This is a genomic window from Natroniella sulfidigena, from assembly GCF_023223645.1.
Taxonomy (GTDB): domain Bacteria; phylum Bacillota; class Halanaerobiia; order Halobacteroidales; family Halobacteroidaceae; genus Natroniella; species Natroniella sulfidigena.
Window position 1 is genome coordinate 44,641 of record NZ_JALKBY010000007.1, and the last position, 19,914, is coordinate 64,554.

At 36.8% G+C, this 19,914-nt stretch carries 19 protein-coding genes; all 19 read right to left on the bottom strand.

Annotated features, from left to right (window positions below; translation table 11 throughout):
* Window positions 1-156 precede the first annotated feature (156 nt).
* The 19 genes from MWH28_RS05850 to MWH28_RS05940 all read right to left on the bottom strand — a co-directional run bounded on the left by MWH28_RS05850 (window position 157) and on the right by MWH28_RS05940 (window position 19,858).
* Entirely contained in the window at window positions 157-2,124 is a 1,968-nt protein-coding gene (locus MWH28_RS05850; protein WP_248618376.1) for a PD-(D/E)XK nuclease family protein, read from the bottom strand.
* A 116-nt stretch (window positions 2,125-2,240) separates the two neighbouring features.
* Window positions 2,241-2,969: a DUF421 domain-containing protein gene (locus MWH28_RS05855; RefSeq protein ID WP_248618377.1), complete on the bottom strand. Its 729-nt coding sequence runs from the start codon at window positions 2,967-2,969 to the stop codon at window positions 2,241-2,243.
* Window positions 2,970-3,151: 182 nt separating this feature from the next.
* A complete protein-coding gene (locus tag MWH28_RS05860; protein ID WP_248618378.1) occupies window positions 3,152-4,159 on the bottom strand; it encodes a M42 family metallopeptidase in 1,008 nt (335 codons plus the stop codon).
* Window positions 4,143-5,180 carry a M42 family metallopeptidase gene (locus MWH28_RS05865; protein ID WP_248618379.1) on the bottom strand — a complete coding sequence of 346 codons (1,038 nt, stop codon included), beginning with the start codon at window positions 5,178-5,180 and terminating at the stop codon, window positions 4,143-4,145. The genes MWH28_RS05860 and MWH28_RS05865 overlap by 17 nt, the downstream gene beginning before the upstream one ends.
* A complete protein-coding gene (locus MWH28_RS05870; protein ID WP_248618380.1) occupies window positions 5,171-6,223 on the bottom strand; it encodes a M42 family metallopeptidase in 1,053 nt (350 codons plus the stop codon). Before MWH28_RS05870 ends, MWH28_RS05865 begins: the two co-directional genes overlap by 10 nt.
* Window positions 6,224-6,523: 300 nt before the next feature.
* A complete protein-coding gene (locus tag MWH28_RS05875; RefSeq protein WP_248618381.1) occupies window positions 6,524-7,015 on the bottom strand; it encodes a hypothetical protein in 492 nt (163 codons plus the stop codon).
* Window positions 7,016-7,107: 92 nt separating this feature from the next.
* Window positions 7,108-8,136 carry a 5-oxoprolinase subunit C family protein gene (locus MWH28_RS05880; protein WP_248618382.1) on the bottom strand — a complete coding sequence of 343 codons (1,029 nt, stop codon included), beginning with the start codon at window positions 8,134-8,136 and terminating at the stop codon, window positions 7,108-7,110.
* Between the two features lie 211 nt (window positions 8,137-8,347).
* The gene (gene pxpB, locus MWH28_RS05885; RefSeq protein ID WP_248618383.1) at window positions 8,348-9,076 is read right to left on the bottom strand and encodes a 5-oxoprolinase subunit PxpB; all 729 of its coding nucleotides are present in this window, start codon (window positions 9,074-9,076) and stop codon (window positions 8,348-8,350) included.
* A gap of 143 nt (window positions 9,077-9,219) precedes the next feature.
* Window positions 9,220-9,987 carry a LamB/YcsF family protein gene (locus tag MWH28_RS05890; protein WP_248618384.1) on the bottom strand — a complete coding sequence of 256 codons (768 nt, stop codon included), beginning with the start codon at window positions 9,985-9,987 and terminating at the stop codon, window positions 9,220-9,222.
* A 191-nt stretch (window positions 9,988-10,178) separates the two neighbouring features.
* Complete coding sequence (locus MWH28_RS05895; protein ID WP_282580145.1) at window positions 10,179-11,288, bottom strand: sodium ion-translocating decarboxylase subunit beta; 1,110 nt, start codon at window positions 11,286-11,288, stop codon at window positions 10,179-10,181.
* Window positions 11,289-11,377: 89 nt separating this feature from the next.
* Window positions 11,378-11,719 carry an acyl-CoA carboxylase biotin carboxyl carrier protein subunit gene (locus MWH28_RS05900; protein WP_248618386.1) on the bottom strand — a complete coding sequence of 114 codons (342 nt, stop codon included), beginning with the start codon at window positions 11,717-11,719 and terminating at the stop codon, window positions 11,378-11,380.
* 78 nt (window positions 11,720-11,797) lie between these two features.
* Window positions 11,798-12,076 carry a hypothetical protein gene (locus MWH28_RS05905; RefSeq protein WP_248618387.1) on the bottom strand — a complete coding sequence of 93 codons (279 nt, stop codon included), beginning with the start codon at window positions 12,074-12,076 and terminating at the stop codon, window positions 11,798-11,800.
* 156 nt (window positions 12,077-12,232) lie between these two features.
* Window positions 12,233-12,856 carry a hypothetical protein gene (locus tag MWH28_RS05910; RefSeq protein WP_248618388.1) on the bottom strand — a complete coding sequence of 208 codons (624 nt, stop codon included), beginning with the start codon at window positions 12,854-12,856 and terminating at the stop codon, window positions 12,233-12,235.
* 175 nt (window positions 12,857-13,031) lie between these two features.
* Window positions 13,032-13,775 carry a DUF3153 domain-containing protein gene (locus tag MWH28_RS05915; RefSeq protein ID WP_248618389.1) on the bottom strand — a complete coding sequence of 248 codons (744 nt, stop codon included), beginning with the start codon at window positions 13,773-13,775 and terminating at the stop codon, window positions 13,032-13,034.
* A 132-nt stretch (window positions 13,776-13,907) separates the two neighbouring features.
* A complete protein-coding gene (locus tag MWH28_RS05920) occupies window positions 13,908-15,323 on the bottom strand; it encodes a carbon starvation CstA family protein (protein ID WP_248618390.1) in 1,416 nt (471 codons plus the stop codon).
* Between the two features lie 229 nt (window positions 15,324-15,552).
* Window positions 15,553-16,341, bottom strand: coding sequence for a LytR/AlgR family response regulator transcription factor (locus tag MWH28_RS05925; RefSeq protein WP_248618391.1), 789 nt, complete (start codon window positions 16,339-16,341; stop codon window positions 15,553-15,555).
* Complete coding sequence (locus tag MWH28_RS05930) at window positions 16,316-18,055, bottom strand: sensor histidine kinase (RefSeq protein WP_248618392.1); 1,740 nt, start codon at window positions 18,053-18,055, stop codon at window positions 16,316-16,318. Before MWH28_RS05930 ends, MWH28_RS05925 begins: the two co-directional genes overlap by 26 nt.
* A 28-nt stretch (window positions 18,056-18,083) precedes the next feature.
* The gene (gene cmk / locus MWH28_RS05935) at window positions 18,084-18,755 is read right to left on the bottom strand and encodes a (d)CMP kinase (RefSeq protein WP_248618393.1); all 672 of its coding nucleotides are present in this window, start codon (window positions 18,753-18,755) and stop codon (window positions 18,084-18,086) included.
* Window positions 18,756-19,027: 272 nt separating this feature from the next.
* The gene (locus tag MWH28_RS05940; RefSeq protein ID WP_248618394.1) at window positions 19,028-19,858 is read right to left on the bottom strand and encodes a sigma-70 family RNA polymerase sigma factor; all 831 of its coding nucleotides are present in this window, start codon (window positions 19,856-19,858) and stop codon (window positions 19,028-19,030) included.
* Window positions 19,859-19,914: the final 56 nt, after the last annotated feature.

The window sequence follows — 19,914 nt, forward strand, 5'->3', positions numbered from 1 at the left end:
ATAGTGGATAGTGGATAAAAAAATCCGCTCTTAGATTTTTTCTATTGCTCTTTATCACTTGATTTTTAACTGTACATTGTAAATTGTAAATTGTACATTTGTTTCTTAATTCTCCCTCCGGGTTCTTCGAACCCTTCGTGATGAAAAAATCCGCTCTTAGATTTTTTCTATCCACTGAGCTAACTGTCCTGTCTGCTCCCATCCTCTACTATTTAGATCACTATCAGCTACATAAAGTCCTTCCTTGACCTTACTGAGCATACTCTGTAAATAACCAGCCAATTGCTCTTTACGTAAAGACTGATCTATAAAATCATTCCACTCTAACTCTTCCTCTTCTTTGGATAATAGATGCGGATTACTCAACTCCTTACTGCTTCCTAATAGCCACAATTCACTAGAAGCATCTAATAAAAATAAATAATCAACATCTTCTAGATAAGAAAAGGAGAGAAAAGTATAAGGAGTAGCTAAGATGACCTTATCTTCTAGATCCTCTGGTCGATAAAGTAGCTCTGCTGCCAAAGTCCCTTCATTGATCATTTCGATGAACCTAGCTCCTAAATCACGTTCTTCAAAGTCCTTGAACTTAATCATTACTTCCTTAAATTTAACAAATGATTTAATTAACTGTCGACAGGCCAACATATCATCTTCATCGGGGACTAAAGAAGATAATATGTTTCCAAATGCTGCTCTAAAAAAGTACTCCAATTGAAAATCATCCTTTCGCTGCTTAAATAACCAATCTCGAAAGGCTTCATATTTCTCAGCTCGCTGGAAGCCAAGTTTGGCCCGTAAGCCACTCTCTTCAGGATCAGGTAATCTTAAATCATTCTCCTTAATCTTTTCTGCTAATAATGAACTTCGGACTGGATCAAACTCTAAGATCAAATTTAAAGTCTGAAACAAAGCAGATTGACTGACCTCTAACTCCCAATCTGGCCTCGTTAAGACTGTTAAGACAACTAATGCTTGAGCAAAGGGGTTATCAAGCAACAATCTATTCTTGGTCAAACTGAGCAAAGAATACTCTTCTTGCTCAAGGTGTTTATTAAGAGTAAAATCTAATACCTTATCTGGATAAGGAGTAATAATAGCAATCCGATTAGCTTCAACACCAGCTTGAAGTAGATTAACAACCTTGGAAGCAACCTCTGCTAGCATATCTCCTCGTAGTTCAGTCCGAATCTGTTGTTGGATAAAGCCTGTTGATTCTATCTCTTTACTAGTTAAGATTCCTTCAGCTAATTGCCGGGCCAACTCCCTTGCATTTTCAGAAGCAGTATAAGACTCTTCTAACTCTACTCTTTCACAATTAGCCACAAATCGCTCCCTAGCCAACTCCGGTGCTGAACCAAAGAATTTACCCAAGCTAACCTCAGGATTAAAAGCTAAACAACTATCTTCAACCACTTCCATCAGCTTGATAATTAATTCCTGACCAACAGGTGTCATCCGCTCTAAATCATCAACAATTAAGTAATTATACCGTTCAGCTAAACTTTGATAGTACTCTGTGCTAGATAATAAATACCGATTATATAACTCCACCAATAAAGAGTAATCGAGACAACGCCGTTCTAAACATAATCGCCGAAAGCCCTTCATCACTTTCAATGCCACTTGATAAGCCTCTTGCTTATCCTGATCACCATCTGCTAAGATTAAGAGTCGCTCTTTAGCCTCAGTCAGTGAGAGACCATTTAAAGCTGCATGATTTAGATTATCAATCAACTGTACTGCAATCTGTTGCATGGTAGATTTAACATCTATAAAATAGCCCTTCTCCCGCTCTTTTTCTACTAACTTACTCATTAGATAATGAGCTGGTTCAACAGTCATAAAGAGCGGCTCTAAAACCTTACGCCCCTCTGCTAACTCTCCTTCAATCAGATCCCAATATCGTTTGATCTCTTGTTGTAAAAAACTAAAATAACTATAGATATGTAAAGAACCGATAGATTCTAAATCGATCTTTCTTCGCCAATCCCTCACACTGGTTGCATCATTGACCAAAACAAGACAGTCATCAGTACTAGTCTGTTGAGCAACCTCTTTATATTTTTGATATAACTTTGTCGTCTTACCAGAGCCTGTTGGCCCGACATAGATCACTTCCATAACTAACCCCCATTTATTTTAATATTCTTTTTCTTATTATTTTCCAATTCTCAATGATTAATACATACTACCTCACTTCTAGATCTCTTATAATAATTCCTACTATTTTCTCTATTTCAATCAGTTTTACCCTGTGCCTGATCCTTTCCTTCACCTAAAAAGAATGCTTTAAGATAATCAATTGGTGGTTGTTCAGAGATATAAAAGCTCCCATCGGTATCTAGTAAAGCTAATAAGACCTCATCTATCTCTAACTCCCGTTTTGAAATTTCAGTTTCCAACCACTCCATATCTAATCCTACAGCCTCTAACTTACCTCTATTAATTTCACCATCAATAATCAGTGGGACAGGAATTCCCTCATAATTAGTTTTTAATTCTAGATCAGTCGGAGTGACAGGTCGAGATTGGGCTTTAGGAATCACAGATAATTGACCACTTGGTTCTAAGATTGCAAATTCAATATCATGTAACCTCCGATAGCCTTTACTACGCAAACCAGCCAATAATTGATTGAGATTAACTTGATTTTTGATTAGATTCTCCTTAACAATCCGACCATTACGTACCAATATATCTGGTTGCCCACCCACAATCCCCTTTAAAGGATTACTCAAAGTACTGACACTGATCAAAGTATGAAGCAAAGCAAGGATTACTAAAGCTATCAGCCCATTCAAAATAGGAACTTCCCTGTTGACTATCAACGCCCCTGAAGCAGAACCCATGATCATCATTACTACCAGATCATAAGGTTTTTGTTGAAAGGTAAGCCCTTTTCCTAATAAGCGAAGTATTAATACAGAACCAATGTAAAAAAGAAACGCTCTAAGTACTATCGGCATAACTACAACTCCTTTTAAAATCGAATAAAGACCTTTAATATTATTTACATTAAGGAGTTATCTGATACTCGATAAAAGAAGGTCTTTGATGAGAAGTTTGTCTTGGTTTAAGATTAAACTGAGACTTAACCTTAAACTTAATTATACAAAAGCTCAGGGCCAACGTTGGCCCTGAGCTCAAATTAGAATAATCCTTGATAATCGCTCTGTACAATTTTACTCAATAACTTAATACTATTTTCTAGATCTGTTAAATCAATCATCTCCGCTGGCGAATGAACGTAACGCCCAGGAATTGAAATTGCTCCTGCAATCGCACCTTCTCGAGACAACTGCATTCTACCCGTATCGGTTCCACCTCTATCTAATACCTCAAGCTGATAAGGTATCTCATTCTCCTCAGCTAAGTCAATCATTAAATTCTTTAGTTGGGGATTGACCAACACCGATCTATCCTTGACTTTGATTGTTGGCCCTTCACCCAATGAAACTGCCATCCGCTTAGCTTCAGGAGTATCACCAGTTAAGGTCAGATCAACTGCAATCCCTACATCGGGATTGATCCCATAAGAAGATGTTATAGCTCCTCGAGTACCAACCTCTTCTTGTACGGTAAAGACAAAGTAAGTATCAAAAGTCGGTTGCTCTGTTAATTGCTTGATCGTCTCAATCAAGACAGCACAACCTGCCCGATCATCCAATCCCTTGGCAACAAGTCTGTTTTCTAGCAGATCGAGCTGGCGATAATAAGTAGCAGTATCACCGATCTTGACCCTCTTTTCTGCTTCTTCCTGGCTAGTAGCTCCGATATCGACATACATCTTATCATGCTTTAACTTACTGATATCATCCAATTTACCCTCTTTATCGATCACACCTATCGTTTCTCCATTGAATAACACTCGCTCACCCAATAGATTATAAGGAGAGACCCCTCCTACATTAGAAAAACGAATAAATCCATCTTCCTCGATATGGGTAGCGATCAATCCGATCTCATCCATATGAGCTGCTAACATCACCTTTTTAGAATCATCTTGCCCCTTTTTAAGAGCAATCAGATTACCCATTGTATCAACCTCAATGTGATCTACTTGATCTTTTATCTCCCCACGAATTAACTCTCTTACTGCAAGCTCATCCCCTGACGGGCCAAAAGTCTCTACTAACCTCTTAATTAATTCCTTCATCTGTCAGACCTCCCTCTTCCATCTCTTCACAAAATTTAGTCAACAATTTAACTGTTGCCTGATAATCATTTAAGTTGATCAGTGACGCTGGGGAATGAATATATCGACACGGCAGTGACATAACTGCTGTCCGAATCCCTTCCTTAGTTAAATGGATTGCTCCTGCATCGGTTCCTGCTGTAGTCAACTTTCTGAATTGATAAGGAATCTCATTCTGCTTAGCTACCTCAATCAGTTTATTCACTACAGGTTGACTAGGAATCAACGAGCCATCCTGAACTGTTAAAGCTGGCCCTGCTCCTAGCTGAGTAGAATAACCTGCCTCCTTACTATCAGGCACATCAGAAGCTGAAGTACCCTCTACTACTAATGCAAGGTCAGGATCAAGATCATAAGCAACTACACTTGCTCCCCGCAGACCAATCTCCTCTTGAACAGTAAAAGCAGCAATAATAGAAAGTTGGTGCTCTTGTTGTAAAAGCTCAACTAATGCTGCACATCCAACCCGATCATCAAATGCTTTACCTTTAACGGTATCAGTACCCAAGTGCTTAAACTCAGTAGCAAAAGTAGCCATCATTCCCAACTCAATCAACTTTTCAGACTCCTCTTTCTCTTTAGTTCCAATATCTATATACAATTCTCCATAATCAAGTGGATTTTTTCGCTCATCAGGCTCTTGAAGATGGATTGCTTTCGCTCCAATCAACCCAGGAATCTTATCCGGGCCAACAACAACCTGCTTAGAGACTAAGATTCTTTTATCAATCCCACCAATCGGTTTAAACTTCAACAGCCCATCATCTGTAATATCTGTAATCATCAATCCAATCTCATCCATATGAGCTGCTAATAATATCGTTGGATATTCTGGTTTACCTTCTTTAAAAGCGATTAAATTCCCTAAAGCATCAGTCTCAATTTGATCAACATCATCCTTAATCTCTGCTCTAATTAAATCTCTTACTTCAGCTTCACGCCCTGAAACTCCAACTGCCTCTGATAACTGCTTTAAAAACATCTTAATCCCTCCACAAATTCGCCTTCTAACTCTCTTAGTAACTGGGCCAACAACCTAGCCCCTCGCTTAATATCATTCAAACTGACCGTCTCTACTGAAGTATGCATATACCGCAAAGGAATAGATAAAACCGCAGTTGGAATCCCACTTTTAGTAACCTGAATTGCATAAGCATCAGTCCCCCGTGGTGATGGAGAAGCATCCAGTTGATAATCAAGCTCTATTTCATCTGCTACTTCCTTTAACTTCTTGACCAACTGAGGATGAATATGCGGGCCAAAACTGAGTGCTGGACCTGTTCCTAATTCAACAGCTTCATCCTGATTGACACCAGGCATCAATCCATGGCAGACATCAACTGCAATCCCAATATCGGGTACAACGCCATAAGTACTCGTCGTCGCTCCTCTGACTCCTACCTCCTCTTGAACTGTAGCTACAGCATAAAGATCGACTTGATGGGTCATCTTATCTAACTCTTTTAATGTCTCTAATAAAAGCAAGACCCCTGCCCGATCATCTAAGGCCTTACCTGCTACTCGATCATTTTCTAAGCTTAAAAGATCCCGTTGCAGTGAAATAATATCACCAACTCTAACCTTCTTTTTAACCTCAGCTTCAGCTAAACCTAGATCAATATACATCTTCTCTATCTCAAATGACTTTTTCTGCTCCTCTTCATCTTGCAAATGAGGTGGCTTAGCTCCAACTATCCCTGACAGATCTTCTCGACCATGAACAGTTACCTCTTGACCTACTACTGTCCTCTGATCAACCCCACCAACCGTCGTAAATCGTAAAAATCCTCCTTCTTCAATCTCAGTAACCATCAATCCTATCTCATCCAAGTGAGCTGCTAACATCACTTTATATTCCTGTTGGCTCTCTCCTGCTTTATAAGCCAGCAGATTACCTAATTTATCAAATTCAATCTGATCTACATAAGGTTCAAATAATTGAGCTACCTGTTGACCCAACTTTTTTTCATATCCTGAGACACCGGTAGCTTCAGATAGTTCTTTTAGTACTTGCTTACTGTCCATTTCTCTACCTCCCTATAGAACAACTTACACATTATTGATATTTAGTGGCACTTTGCCACTAAATATCAGTGTACAGTTTACAGTTGACGGTTGACAGTTAAAACCTTAAAATCAAAACTACTCTAAACCTGTAATTCTAAAGCTTTTCATAGGTTTTAAGCTTTTAAGATTTTGATCTTAACTGTAAACTGTAAACCGTAAACTATCAACTCAATTATGTGGCACAAAAGTGCCACAATATTGTAACATTACTTTAATTAGTTTTAACTATTCACTATTAATTATTCACTATTAATTGAACTAAAATCGATGCCCTACTCCTAACTGTAAATTAATCGAACTGCGATCATCTAAATGACCTATAAAACCTGCTCTAAGATCAAGATTATGATTTAAACTAGTGCTAACTCCTACATCATAAAGCAGCGATAAATCGCCTCCCCTTGTAGTTAGATTCAATTCATAAAGCCCTACTACCTCATTACTTAGCCCTTGCTGACCATTGATTCCAACAAATGGATCACTATCAGCTAACCCTGCTAAGAGTGCTAAATTACTATCAAGCTGATACTTAACTCCTAACCGATCAAAAGAGGTTCCTACCTTTGCTGTCAATCCTATCTCAGAATTCAAACCATACTCCCCACCAAGACTAAAACCGTGATCACTGATTAACATTGCCGTCATTGAACCTTGCTCTGCTCTTACAGTTGGCCCGCTTAAAGCCCAGGCAGTCCCTGAAGAACTAAACAACAAACCTACCAGCAATAAAACTAAAAATTGTTTTTTCATCATCATCTACTCCTTTCATTAGTTGAGTTCCTAGTTTTTAGATATTTATATCTCTTATTAAATATGCTCTGTATCTATTCATTATTCACTATTCACTGCTCTTCCACTTCTACCTCAAATAATTTACCATCGACCTTTATCTTAAAGTATCTAGTTCTTTTCTTAACCTCAGTAGCAAGCCATTCTTTAAGTCGAGCTATTCTCTCTTCCTTTTTCTTCAATTCTTGCTGAGCCTCTACAACTTCTATCTGCTCAAATTTCAATTTATCTCCTGGCTTAGCTTGAGCCACTTTAGGTAAGTCTATACTGATTACATTTGCTATCTTGGCATAACCTCCAGTCGTCTGTCGATCAGCCAACATAATGATCGGCTGACCATCACCAGGTACTTGAATCGCTCCGCTAGCTATCCCATCTGAAATAATATCGGCTCCCTTGGTATGTTCTAACGTTGGCCCAGCCAATCTACAGCCCATCCGATCTGATTGAGTGGTTAGTTGATATCTACTAGTTAAGAAGGTCTCTAAACTCTTGGAGGTAAAATAATCACCCTGCGGGCCAACAATCACCCTAATCTTCCTATCCTCTAGATAATCTTCTAAGAGATCTGCTGGAATACTTCTCTTCAAACAGAACTCCCTTACTTCTTTATTCTTAGCTAGGCTGAGTTCATCTCCCTGCTTAAGCTTCCTTCCTTTAAAACCACCCAACTCCCCCCTTAAATAAGTCGACTTACTGCCCATTACTTCTGGCAACTTAATCCCACCTCGGATTGCAATATAACCCCTTAATCCTGCTTTTACTCCATTAAGGGATAACTTACTACCCTTACTTACCTTCACCGCCTGCCACATAGGAATCTCTTTCCCATCAAGCTCAGGATTCATACCTCCCCCAGTAATCGCAATGACTGCTTCAACTTTGAACTGAATTGTTGGCCCTAGGAATGTTGCTTCAATCGCTGCTTCATCTTCTGGATTCCCTACTAATATATTAGCAATCTTGAAAGCATACTGATCAACAGCCCCTGCAGTAGGCATTCCATACTTCATATAACCAAATCTTCCTAGATCCTGAATTGTTGTCATTGGCCCGGCTTTTATAATCTTTAATTCTCCCATCTCTGCTAGATCTCCTTCCAAAATACCAGTTAACAGTGAACAGTTGACGGTTGACAGTTAAAAACCTAAACTCTAAACCCCTAAACATAAAACTTTTCAAAGGTCTTATGATCTTAAGTTTTTAAGATTTTGATCTTCAACTGTAAACTGTAAACCGTAAACTGTCAACTCAATATTGTGGCACAAAAGTGCCACAATATTGTAATTAACATCAATTATCAATTTGTTTAACCTCAACTTGATAATCACCATCTTCTACTACAACAGCTATTGCTTCATATTCCTCTGCGGTTATCGGCTCAAACTTAATATAATTGCCACTCTCTATCCCCTCCAAAATTGGTTGCTTACGATCAGGATCAAATAACTTGACAGGTGTCTTTCCAATCAACTGCCAACCACCAGGACTTTCAATCGGATAGATTCCTGTCTGATTATCAGCAATCCCTACACTCCCCGCTGGAATCTTAGTCAGTGGTTCTTGTAAACGCGGAGTAGCTAACTTCTCTGCTAAACCTCCTAGATACACAAAACCAGGCGTAAAACCTAACATATAAATTAGATATTTTGGCTTAGAATGTAACTCAACTACCTCTTCTGCTGTCAAACCATTAACTTGAGATACATACTCCAAACCTTCCCCTTTATATAATGTAGGAATTTTAACTAATTTTGGTTGAGGAAGTTCAATTTCTTCAAGGTTTTCTTCTAATATCTTTAATTTTTCAATCAACAGGTCACGTTCTATTGTTAAGGGATCATAAGTTATCAATAGTGATCTATAAGTAGGAACTACCTCCCCAACCCCTTCTAGACCTTCCTTTTCAATGGCTAAAGTAAAATTTCTTATCTTTCTATTTATCTCTGTAGAGATTTGATTCCCTAACTCAACTACCACTGCTTTATCCCCTGCATCTAAGTATCTAGCTTGATTATACATTTTTCCCTCCACAATTAACTAAAATATTATTGATATTAAGTGTCAGTGTGAGTAATGTGTGTGTGTAAAAGCAAAACCTTAGACCTTATGATTTTGACCTCACTCACACTCACACAAACAACTGACACATTATTGTAATTAAATTATAAAAAACAAGACATAGAATTTACTTTTATTCCTTCTTTTTTCAATCCTTCTTTAATCTTAACTGCCAATTCAACTGCTTGCGGATTGTCACCATGAAGACAGACAGTATCAGCCTTAACCTCTATTTCCTCTCCTGTAATTGCTTCTACCTTTCCTTCTTTGACCATCTTGACTACTCGCTCAACTGCTAACTGTGAATCATGAATCACTGCTCTCTCTTTTCTTCTAGAGACCAAAGTTCCATCAGAATTATAAGCTCTATCTGCAAAAACCTCATTAGCAACCTGCAACCCTTGCTCTAAGCCAGCTTCAATCAACTGGCTTCCTGCTAATCCTACCAAGATAATGCTTCGGTCAACTTCATAAATTGCTTCTGCAATTGCCCGGGCCAACTCCCCATCTTCCGCAGCCAGATTATACAAAGCACCATGAGGTTTAAGATGTTTAACTTTAGCATCTGCTCCTTGAGCAAATGCTACCAATGCCCCTAACTGATACTTGACATAAGCCTTCGCTTCTGTGGGAGTAAGCTCCATCTTGCGCCTACCAAAGCCCATCAAATCTGGCAAGCCAGGATGAGCTCCGATCTGTACCCCATTCTCTTTAGCAATTCTGACCGTCTGCTCCATCACCAACGGATCACCAGCATGCCAGCCGCAAGCAATATTAGCTGAGGTGATATGCTTAACTACTTCTTGATCTAAACCTAATTTATAATTACCAAAGCTTTCACCAATATCACTATTCAAATCGACTTGATACATTTATGTAGCCCCCCCTCTTTAAAAGCAGTTGACAGTGAACAGTTGACGGTTGACAGTTAAAAACCTAAACCTCTAAAGATAAGACTTTTCAAAGGTCTTAATTTTTTAAGTTTTTAAGATTTTGACCTTCAACTGTCAACTGTAAACCGTAAACTGTCAACTATAATGTGGCACTTTAGTGCCACATTATTTTAAACCAACGCCAACAAAACCCCTGCTGCCACTGCCGACCCAATCACTCCTGCTACATTTGGCCCCATAGCATGCATCAACAGATAATTCTTAGGATTCTCTTCTTGACCGACAGCTTGTACAACTCTAGCTGATATTGGTACCGCTGATACTCCAGCTGAACCAATCAAGGGATTGATCTCTCCAGCAGTCAACTTAGACATCAACTTGCCAAATAAAGTCCCAGTTGCTGTTCCAATTGTAAACGCTACTAATCCCAATAAGATAATCTGAATCGTATCAATCGTTAAGAATTGATCAGCACTGGCTGTGGCTCCTACTGTCAATCCCAATAAAATAGTCACTATATTAAGTAATTCATTTTGGCTCGTCTTTAAAAGCCGCTTTACAACTCCACACTCTCTCATCAGATTGCCAAACATCAACATCCCTAATAGTGGCGTAGCTGCAGGCAATAATAACCCAGTAACTATAATCATCACTATCGGAAATAATACCTTTTCTGCTTTAGAGACCTCCCTTAACTGTTTCATCTCAATTTGGCGTTCCTCTTTGGTAGTCAACAGCCTCATAATCGGTGGTTGAATAATCGGTACTAAAGCCATATAAGAATAAGCTGCAACAGCAATCGAACCTAACAGATGAGGGGCCAGCCTAGATGCCATAAAGATAGCTGTTGGCCCGTCTGCTCCACCAATGATTCCAATCGAGCTAGCCTCCGGTAATGAAAAACCTAACGCAAGTGCTCCTAACATTGTGCCAAAGATTCCAAATTGAGCAGCAGCTCCTAATAACGCAGTCTTCGGATTTGCAATCAAAGGGCCAAAATCGGTCAACGCCCCCACCCCTAAAAAGATAAGAGGGGGATAAATCCCCAATCTGATTCCATAATATAAATAATATAACAGGCCTCCTTCTTCCATTAAGCCTGCTGCTGGTAGATTAGCCAATAGTAAGCCAAAAGAGATTGGTAGCAACAATAACGGCTCGTATTCTTTCACAATTGCTAAATAAAATAAGACCAAGGCAACCCCGAGCATAATTAAATAACGATAATCTAATTGTGCATAACCGGTTGAAGCCCAAAAATCAGCTATTAAAGAACTCAATCCTTCCACCTCCTTTTCAATTCACAATTCACGATGCACAATTTACAATTAATTCTAAAATATTAAAATCAAACCCCTGAAAAAGTAATCTACTCAACTACTACTAGTATATCTCCTGCTTCTACTGTTGCACCTTCTACAATATTAATAGCTTCAATAACCCCTTCATTATCAACTCTAATCTCATGCTCCATCTTCATCGCCTCTAAAATCATAATCAACTCATTACTTTTAACTTGTTGGCCCTCAGCTACTAAGACCTGATTGACTACTCCAGCTAGGGGACTTGTTATTTCAGTTCGTGCATTACTCTTTTCATGTTCTTCATTCTTAATTTCCTGCTCTTCAAAATTTTCAGCTTCTCTCCGCTCAACTTCCTCTACCTCTACCAAATATTCTTTATTATTAACCTTAACTTTGAACTTACGCATCCCATACCTCCAACACTATAGTGAAGTCCAAGGTTAAGTTAATTTCTACTTAGACTTAACCTTGAACTTAAAAATTAATTATTCTATTTTAGATATCGATTTAATTCTATATTCTTGCTTCTCATCACTTAAATAAGTACTGATTGCCCCACAAATAGCAGCAATCTCTTCTTCTGTTAATTCCATTTGATCATCTTCTAACCTCTTAATCTGCTTAGTTGAAACAATTCGATCCAACTTTAGCTTCATCACAAGCAACTCTATTATCTTGACAACTAAAGGAATACTGGCCAAAGCTAAACTTACAATTAAGACTCCTACTAAACTAATCTGCAATCCTAGTCCAAATCCCTCCATCAGATCACTCCTGTATGTAAATTTCATGTCAGATTTATTATATAGATAATTGAATTTATTGTCAAGAAAAGCTAATTAAAGCCTGTTTAAATAAAAAAACAAAAGAAATTGATATACCCTTAATAAGAATATATCAACTCCTTTAATAAATTGCAATCAATCTTTCCGCCAAGCTCCTACTAATGATGAAACCCCTTGAATGAAAAAAACACCAGCAACCCAATAATAGACAAATTGCGGATATAGTAAAATTAAGATCCCGACGAATAAATAAACAATTCCAGTAAAAATCAAACTAGCTCGTTCAGTTTTACCAGTTTTTTCGCTCAAAGTATCAGCCACCTTTATAAAATTAGTATGGTTTAATAATGTATTCCAAGTAAGTGAATGGGCATTAGACTGCAAAATATTATTCCTAACTTCTTTCCAAAAGTAAGGAAAGAAGATGAAATTTAAGAAGATACCAATTAAAAAGAGGCTCAATAAATAAGTTAAACTAGAGTAATAATCACCCCAAGTCAGCAACAAACCAATTTCATCCATAAATAACCCTAAGCCTGTTCCATAAATCAACGCCGTCTGTTTTCTAGTTAAAAATGTAAACCCAACTAATGCTATCCATCCAGCGAAAGCAATTAGAAGGACTCCAAAATAAAAGTGATGAATATGATAGCCAAAGAGAATTATATTACGACCAATATAAAAATCAACTTCAGGAACTCCACCTTGCTTTGCTACCTCAGCAAATTCACTCTCTGCTGAACCAGCTATTAATACCATCACTCTGATCGCTAAAAATGAAAGAAAATAAGAAATTGTAATCAAAAATGGAATCTCTTTATGTTCTTTTTCTCTAACTATAATCCCTCCTGGTAAATATAATCTTTTTTAATTATCACTCAATTTATTTCATCTATTTAATTCTAGAACTAAAACTAAGCTCCTGCAAGAGACTTTAATTAATTAAAGAAATTACATTCTTTCTAAATACAGTTGCTAGTAATCCAATACTAATAAGCACTAATAAGATAACCACTACTCTACGGAATTTTAAAACCTTTAACTCAAAATAAATCTGATTCTTTTCTCCTAACTCTAATTCCCAAATCAACTTCTTTCCCTCATCTTGTATTGTTGTCGCATTGCTTTCTGTTGCTTCAACAGGCAGATTTAATTCTAAACCTAGATCCATATCCTCTAATAAGGCAGTACTAAAAAAATTATTAACTTGCTCATCCTCTTCCCAAGCTAATTCTTCTAAATTAATCACTTTATCATATTTATAAGTAGTCATCAAAAAAGATTTTTCTTCTTCAACCCCTACTAATGATAAAACATCATCTATCTCTGTTAATCCTGCTTCAGATTTTTCTTCAATCTGACCAAGTAGCCCTAAGTTCCTTTCATAACTGGCAAAATCAGCTACCTCTCTACTAACAACTAACCCCATATACTTCCCATCATCAAAGGTATCTACCCCATATCCTTTCTCTAAAGCCATATCTTCTAGCTCAATAAAGAAATTACTCACTTCTTGACCACCAAATGCATAAAAACTCGATTCCATTCCGAAAATATATTCTATTTGCCCACTACCATCCTTGTTCATCGTAACATTACTCCTTAATTTCATACACCCTGTTAATAATATAATAGCCAATAAACCTAACACTAATAAGATAAACTTTCTTTTTCCCATTAACTTCCCTCCTAACAGAAGATTCTTGCTAATTTATCACTTTAGTATTAAATTTATGTCTTTTCTTTTTAAAAATAACTAAAAAAGAGAACCTTACAGGCTCTCTTTTTCTTAAATAAAATTGCTATTCTCTTAAACATCAATCTCTAACTTATTTTGTGGTTTCTGTTTGAGAAAGAATAAAAACAATGCTACAACTGCCGCCAAAACTCCACCGCTTGTCCCGATAGTACTAGATAAGCTGAATCCTTCTGGAGCTACCAAAATATACGAAATAGAGACAGCTGTCATAAATGTTGCTGGAATAGTAGCTATCCAGTGGAATCGATCCTGCTGGATCAAATATGCTGCTCCAGCCCATAAAGCAACCATTGCTAATGTCTGATTAGCCCAAGCAAAGTAACGCCAAATAACATCGAAGTCCATCTGTGATAAGATAGCACCTACTGTAAACAATGGAATTGCTAGCTTATATCTATTCTTAGCACTAGCCTGTTCTAACTCGAAAGAATCTGCCAAAATTAAGCGAGCACTACGAAAAGCAGTATCACCAGAACTGATCGGCAAAGCAATAACTCCTAACATTGCTAATATACCACCAGTTACTCCTAGCATGCTATCACTGATCTCCTTTACAACTCCAGCTGGCCCACCTAAAGTTGCTAAAGCAGAACCTAATTCCCCAGTACTACCAAAGAAGGTCATTGCTGCTGCAGCCCAGATTAAAGCAACTATTCCTTCAGCAATCATGGAGCCATAAAACACCTTACGCCCTTGCCTTTCATTCCCTAAACAACGAGCCATTAATGGTGATTGAGTAGCATGAAATCCACTGATTGCCCCGCAAGCAATTGTTACAAATAATAATGGCCATAATGGTAATGATTCTGGATGTAAATTAGTTAAGGTTATCTCTGGAATCTGATAATCTCCAAAGACCAACCCACTACCTACTCCAAAAGCCATAATCAATAATGAAGCACCAAATACAGGATAAAATTTAGCAATAATCTTATCAACTGGTAAGATAGTAGCTAAGAAGTAATAAGCTAATATAATGATTACTAAAGCATTGAGACCTAACCCTGTCATTTCTGCCAATAAAGCAGCCGGCCCAGTCATAAATACAGTTCCTACCAAGACCAGTAATACAACTGAAAAAACCCTCATAAACTTACGAGCACCTTCACCCAAATACTCACCGACAACCTCGGAAATACTTGCTCCATCATTACGTACAGATAACATTCCTGATAAATAATCATGGACTCCACCTGCAAAGATAGAACCTAATACAATCCATAAGAATGCTACTGGCCCCCACAACGCTCCTGCTATTGCTCCAAAGATCGGCCCTAGCCCAGCAATATTCAAGAATTGAATTAAGAAGATCCGTCCCCAAGGCAATTTAATGTAATCTACCCCATCTTCTAGTTTAGTAGCTGGAGTTTCTTGCTCCTCATCTACCCCAAAGATTCTATCTACAATCGTACCATAAATAATATAACCGACAATTAATGCTATTAAAGAACCGAAAAAAGATATCATTTTATAACCCCCTCAAAATATTTAGAATATTATTAACAGCTTATTTAAAACTATAATCTTATTGTTAATTCGTTAGCCTAATTATACATCAATAACTTATGAAAGTGCGACATTCAATCTAAACTGCAGAAAAGAAAACTCGAACTACATTATTTTAAGCTGAATTTCAATCAAAACTTATCCAAAAGAAAAAATGGCCGTTAGGCCATTTTTATTAAAGACTTAATTATTATAGATCAAATATTTTCTTTAAAATCTTAACCTTAGATCGACTAACTGGAACCTTCATTGCTCCTTGATCAGCCATTACCACTTGATACTTCCCTTTAAACCAAGGAATAACCTCTTTAATCTCTTCTAAGTTAATCAAATAACTACGATGTATTCGCAAAAAGTTATCATCTTTTAACTTCTCCTCCAGTTGGCTCAAATTCAAACCGACCTTATATTCTCGATCATAAGTCTTGGCATAAACATCTCCACCTTTAGTATATAAAACTATCAATCCTTGATAAGGTACTAATTTAATTCTCTCGCGACCGGTCTCTACTGGCAATTTCTTGATTTTAGGTTTTAAATCAAATTGATCACTGACTTCTAATTTAGTAAGAAATGTTTCCAATTTATCCTCTACTTCTTCATAATCAGCAGTTAAATAGTTATTTTTAGCCCGCTCAATAGTCTCTAGTAACCGCTCCTGATCATAAGGCTTCAATAAATAGTCAATTGCATTCACTTTAAAAGCATCAATTGCATACTGATCATAAGCGGTTATAAAAATAATGATTGGCTTAATTGACCAGTTTTGAATCTCTTGAGCTACTTCCAAGCCGCTTTTACTGGGTAGTTGAATATCTAATAAGACTAAATCAGGATTTTTATCTTTAATTAACTCTAGTGCTTCCTCTCCATCTATTGCCTCTCCTACTAACTCAACCTCTTTAATCCCCTCTAGTAGATAAGTTAATTCATTTCGTGCTGGAAATTCATCTTCAACAATTACTGTTCTTAATTTCATTGTTCAATAGCCCCTCTCCTTTACAAAGTGGCAGTTTAATAGTTACAGAAGTTCCTTCATCTACTTCACTCTCAATAGCAAGTCCATACACCGAACCATAGATCTTTTTCAATCTCTGATTTACATTATTTAGACCAATTCCAGAATCGATATTCTGTTGATTGGTCTGTAGAAGTTGCTCTAGCTTTGCTGCAGAAATCCCTACTCCATTATCACTAACCTTAATTATCAATTCTTCTTTATCTTTTAGTGCTTCAATCTTAATCTTACCAGTTCCAGCCTGTGATGAAATACCATGTTTTAATGCATTTTCTACAACTGGCTGTAATGTAAAGCTAGGTAATTCATAGCAATGTAGGACTTCTGGAATATCAGTTATTAATTTCAATCTATCTCCAAATCTAGCTTTTTCTATCGCAATATAATCTAATGTATCTTCTAATTCTTGTTTTAATGTAACTAATTTACTGTTCTGTTTTAAGGTCTTTCGAAAAAAATTAGCTAACTTCAATAATAAGTCTCTTGCCTGTTCAGGATCTGTTCGACAGAAGGAACTAATTGTATTCAAGGTGTTAAATAAGAAATGAGGATGAATCTGTGCTTGTAATGCTTTGAGCTCAGCTTCAGTCGCCAATTGAGCTTCTTTTTCCAAAGAAGAGATGTGTAACTGGTTTGATAATAACTCAGCAACCCCTCTAGCCAACTCAATATCTAAATTACTGATTTCTTCTGTATCAGTTTTATATAGCTTTAAAGCACCAATTACCTCTTCTTTCCTCTTTAAAGGCGCAATTACTGCTGACTGCAAACTGCAACCTTCTATTGGACAACCAATTTCATCCTGCTCGGTTACTATTGCTAACTTTCCATTAGCAATTGCTTCTTTAGTAGCCGTAGTTAAAATCTCTTGACCACTATGATGATGATCTTCACTCAATCCACAATGGGCTAACACTATCTCTTTATCTGCAATCGAAACTGCAGCTACTTCTGTTTCTGCTAAAATAATCTTAGCTGTCTCTTGGGCTGAATTATAATTTAACCCATCACGCAAATAATTTAAAGTTTTATTAGCTATTTTTAATGCTTTATAAGCCTGAATTGCTTTTAATTCTTTTTCTTTCTTTGATGCATTATGCAAAATACTGATAAATAAAGCAATTCCTAAAGCATTACTTAAAGCCATTGGAATACTAATAATTTTCACCAATTGATAAGCCAAAGCATATGGTCGACTGAATAATAAGACTAAAAACATCTCAAATATTATTACTAAAATTCCTAGTAAAAAACTTTCCTTTAAAGTAATCTTACTTAATGGTCGATGATAATAAATACTCCCTCCAATAATTCCATAAAGAAAAGTAGCTAATCCACAAGCAAAGGCAGTAAAACCTCCTAATAAATAACGATGTAACCCTCCTATTAAACCAGCTATAATTCCAACAGTTGGCCCGCCTATCAAACCTCCAACAATAGCACCAATAGCTCTAATATTAGCATAAGCATCTAAAATATGAACACCTAAATAAGTCCCTATTAATGATAACAACCCAAAAAAGACCCCTAAAATCAATTTAGTTTTAACTTTTGCTTTTCGAGAAACTAATTGATTAAAAATATCTGTTTGCATTCCTAACAAGTAAGCAAAGACTGCCACTACTGACATACCTTTAATCAGAATAAATAAAAGTTCAAAGATTGTTTTATCCATTTTTATCTTCCTCTATTAAAATAATAGGTTATAATTTACAAAATTCTAATATTTTATCTACTACCTCTTCAACTTCAAAATTAGTTGTATCAATTTCAATAGCATCATCTGCCTTCTTTAATGGTGCAATATCCCGATTACGATCAAGCTCATCCCGTCTAATAATCTCTTCTTTTAACTGTTCAAAATCAACATTTTCTTCCTTTTGCTGCAACTCCTGATAACGCCGTTTCGTCCTCTCCTCTACAGTAGCATTCAAAAAGATCTTAAGATCAGCTTGAGGCAAGACAACCGTTCCAATATCACGCCCATCCATTACAACTCCTCCAGCTTGGGCCAACCCCCGCTGAATCCTCACCAACTCTTCTCTTACTGCTGCTACTTTAGCTACTATTGAAACATAATTACTTACCTTGTTGGCCCTGATCTCTTCAGTCTTATCTACTCCATCAATTACTACTCGATCTTCTAGTCCTTCCTTAACAAATTTAATTTCGGTACTTTGAGCTAACTCAGCTAAATCAACTTCAGATTGTAGATCAATATCTTCCTGTAATGCCTTAAGCGTCAATGCTCGATACATAGCTCCCGTATCTATGTAAATATATCCTAAACGTTTAGCTACCAATTTGGCAACCGTACTCTTACCTGCTCCTGCTGGCCCGTCAATTGCTATTACTAATTGCTTCTCTAATTTCATTATAATATCAATCCTTTCCCCTATTTAAATTTGTATCCTCTATTTACTTCAAGCCAACAACCTTATTTTCCTGCTTGCCTTAACTATTATAATTAACCATTAGCTTTTAATTGATAACTAATTACACAGTATTGATAAATAGCTTAAGTTTAAGGCTGAGGTTGAGTTTAAGTCAACCACTAGAAACATAAGGGCTTAGTTCTTACTTAGACTTAGACTCAAACTTAAACTAAATTGTAATAAACAGCAACCAAAATGGTTGCTGTTTATGATTACAGATAATCTCTTAACTTTTCACTGCGATTAGGATGCCTCAACCTCTGTAAAGCCTTCTTCTCAATCTGTCTAATCCTCTCTCGTGACAGATCATAATCTTGCCCAATCTCATTTAATGTCCGTGGCCTACCATCTAACAGTCCAAATCTCAACTGTAAAATTCTCTTTTCCCTATCCGATAATGTATCTAAAATATCATCTAATTCTTCTTGTAATAAAGTATCATAAGTGGCTTTATCTGGAGTCAATGCTGTCGAGTCTTCAATCAGATCCCCTAAAAAAAAGTCATCCTCTTCACCGATAGGACTATCTAATGAAGCAGGCTCTTGAATAAGTTCCTTAATCTTTTTAATCTTTTCTTCAGAAGTATTCATCTCTTCTGCCATCTCTTCTATTTTAGGTTCTCTACCTAACTTCCCTGACAATCTATTTGAAATCTTGATATACTTATTCATCGTCTCCCAAATATGAGCTGGTATCCTAATTGTACGTGATTTATCAGCTAAGGCTCGATTAATTCGCTGCTTAATCCACCAGGTTGCATAAGTACTAAATCGATATCCTTTCGTATGATCAAATTTTTTAATTGCTTGCATCAAACCTAAATTTCCCTCTTGAATTAGATCTAAAAAATCGAGCCCTTGGCCTATATACTTCTTAGCAACACTAATAACTAAACGTAAATTAGACTCAATCAAAGTCTGCTTTGCTTGCTCATCTCCTTCTTGAACCCTTTTAGCTAACTTTTTCTCTTCTTTAGCTGATAATAAATCATGAGCTGATTGATTTAAATAGACCTTGATTCCATCATTTTGCCTACTCCCCATATTCTGCCCTCCTTTTTAAAGAGCTCTTTCTCCACCACTACAATAAAGTTTACTCT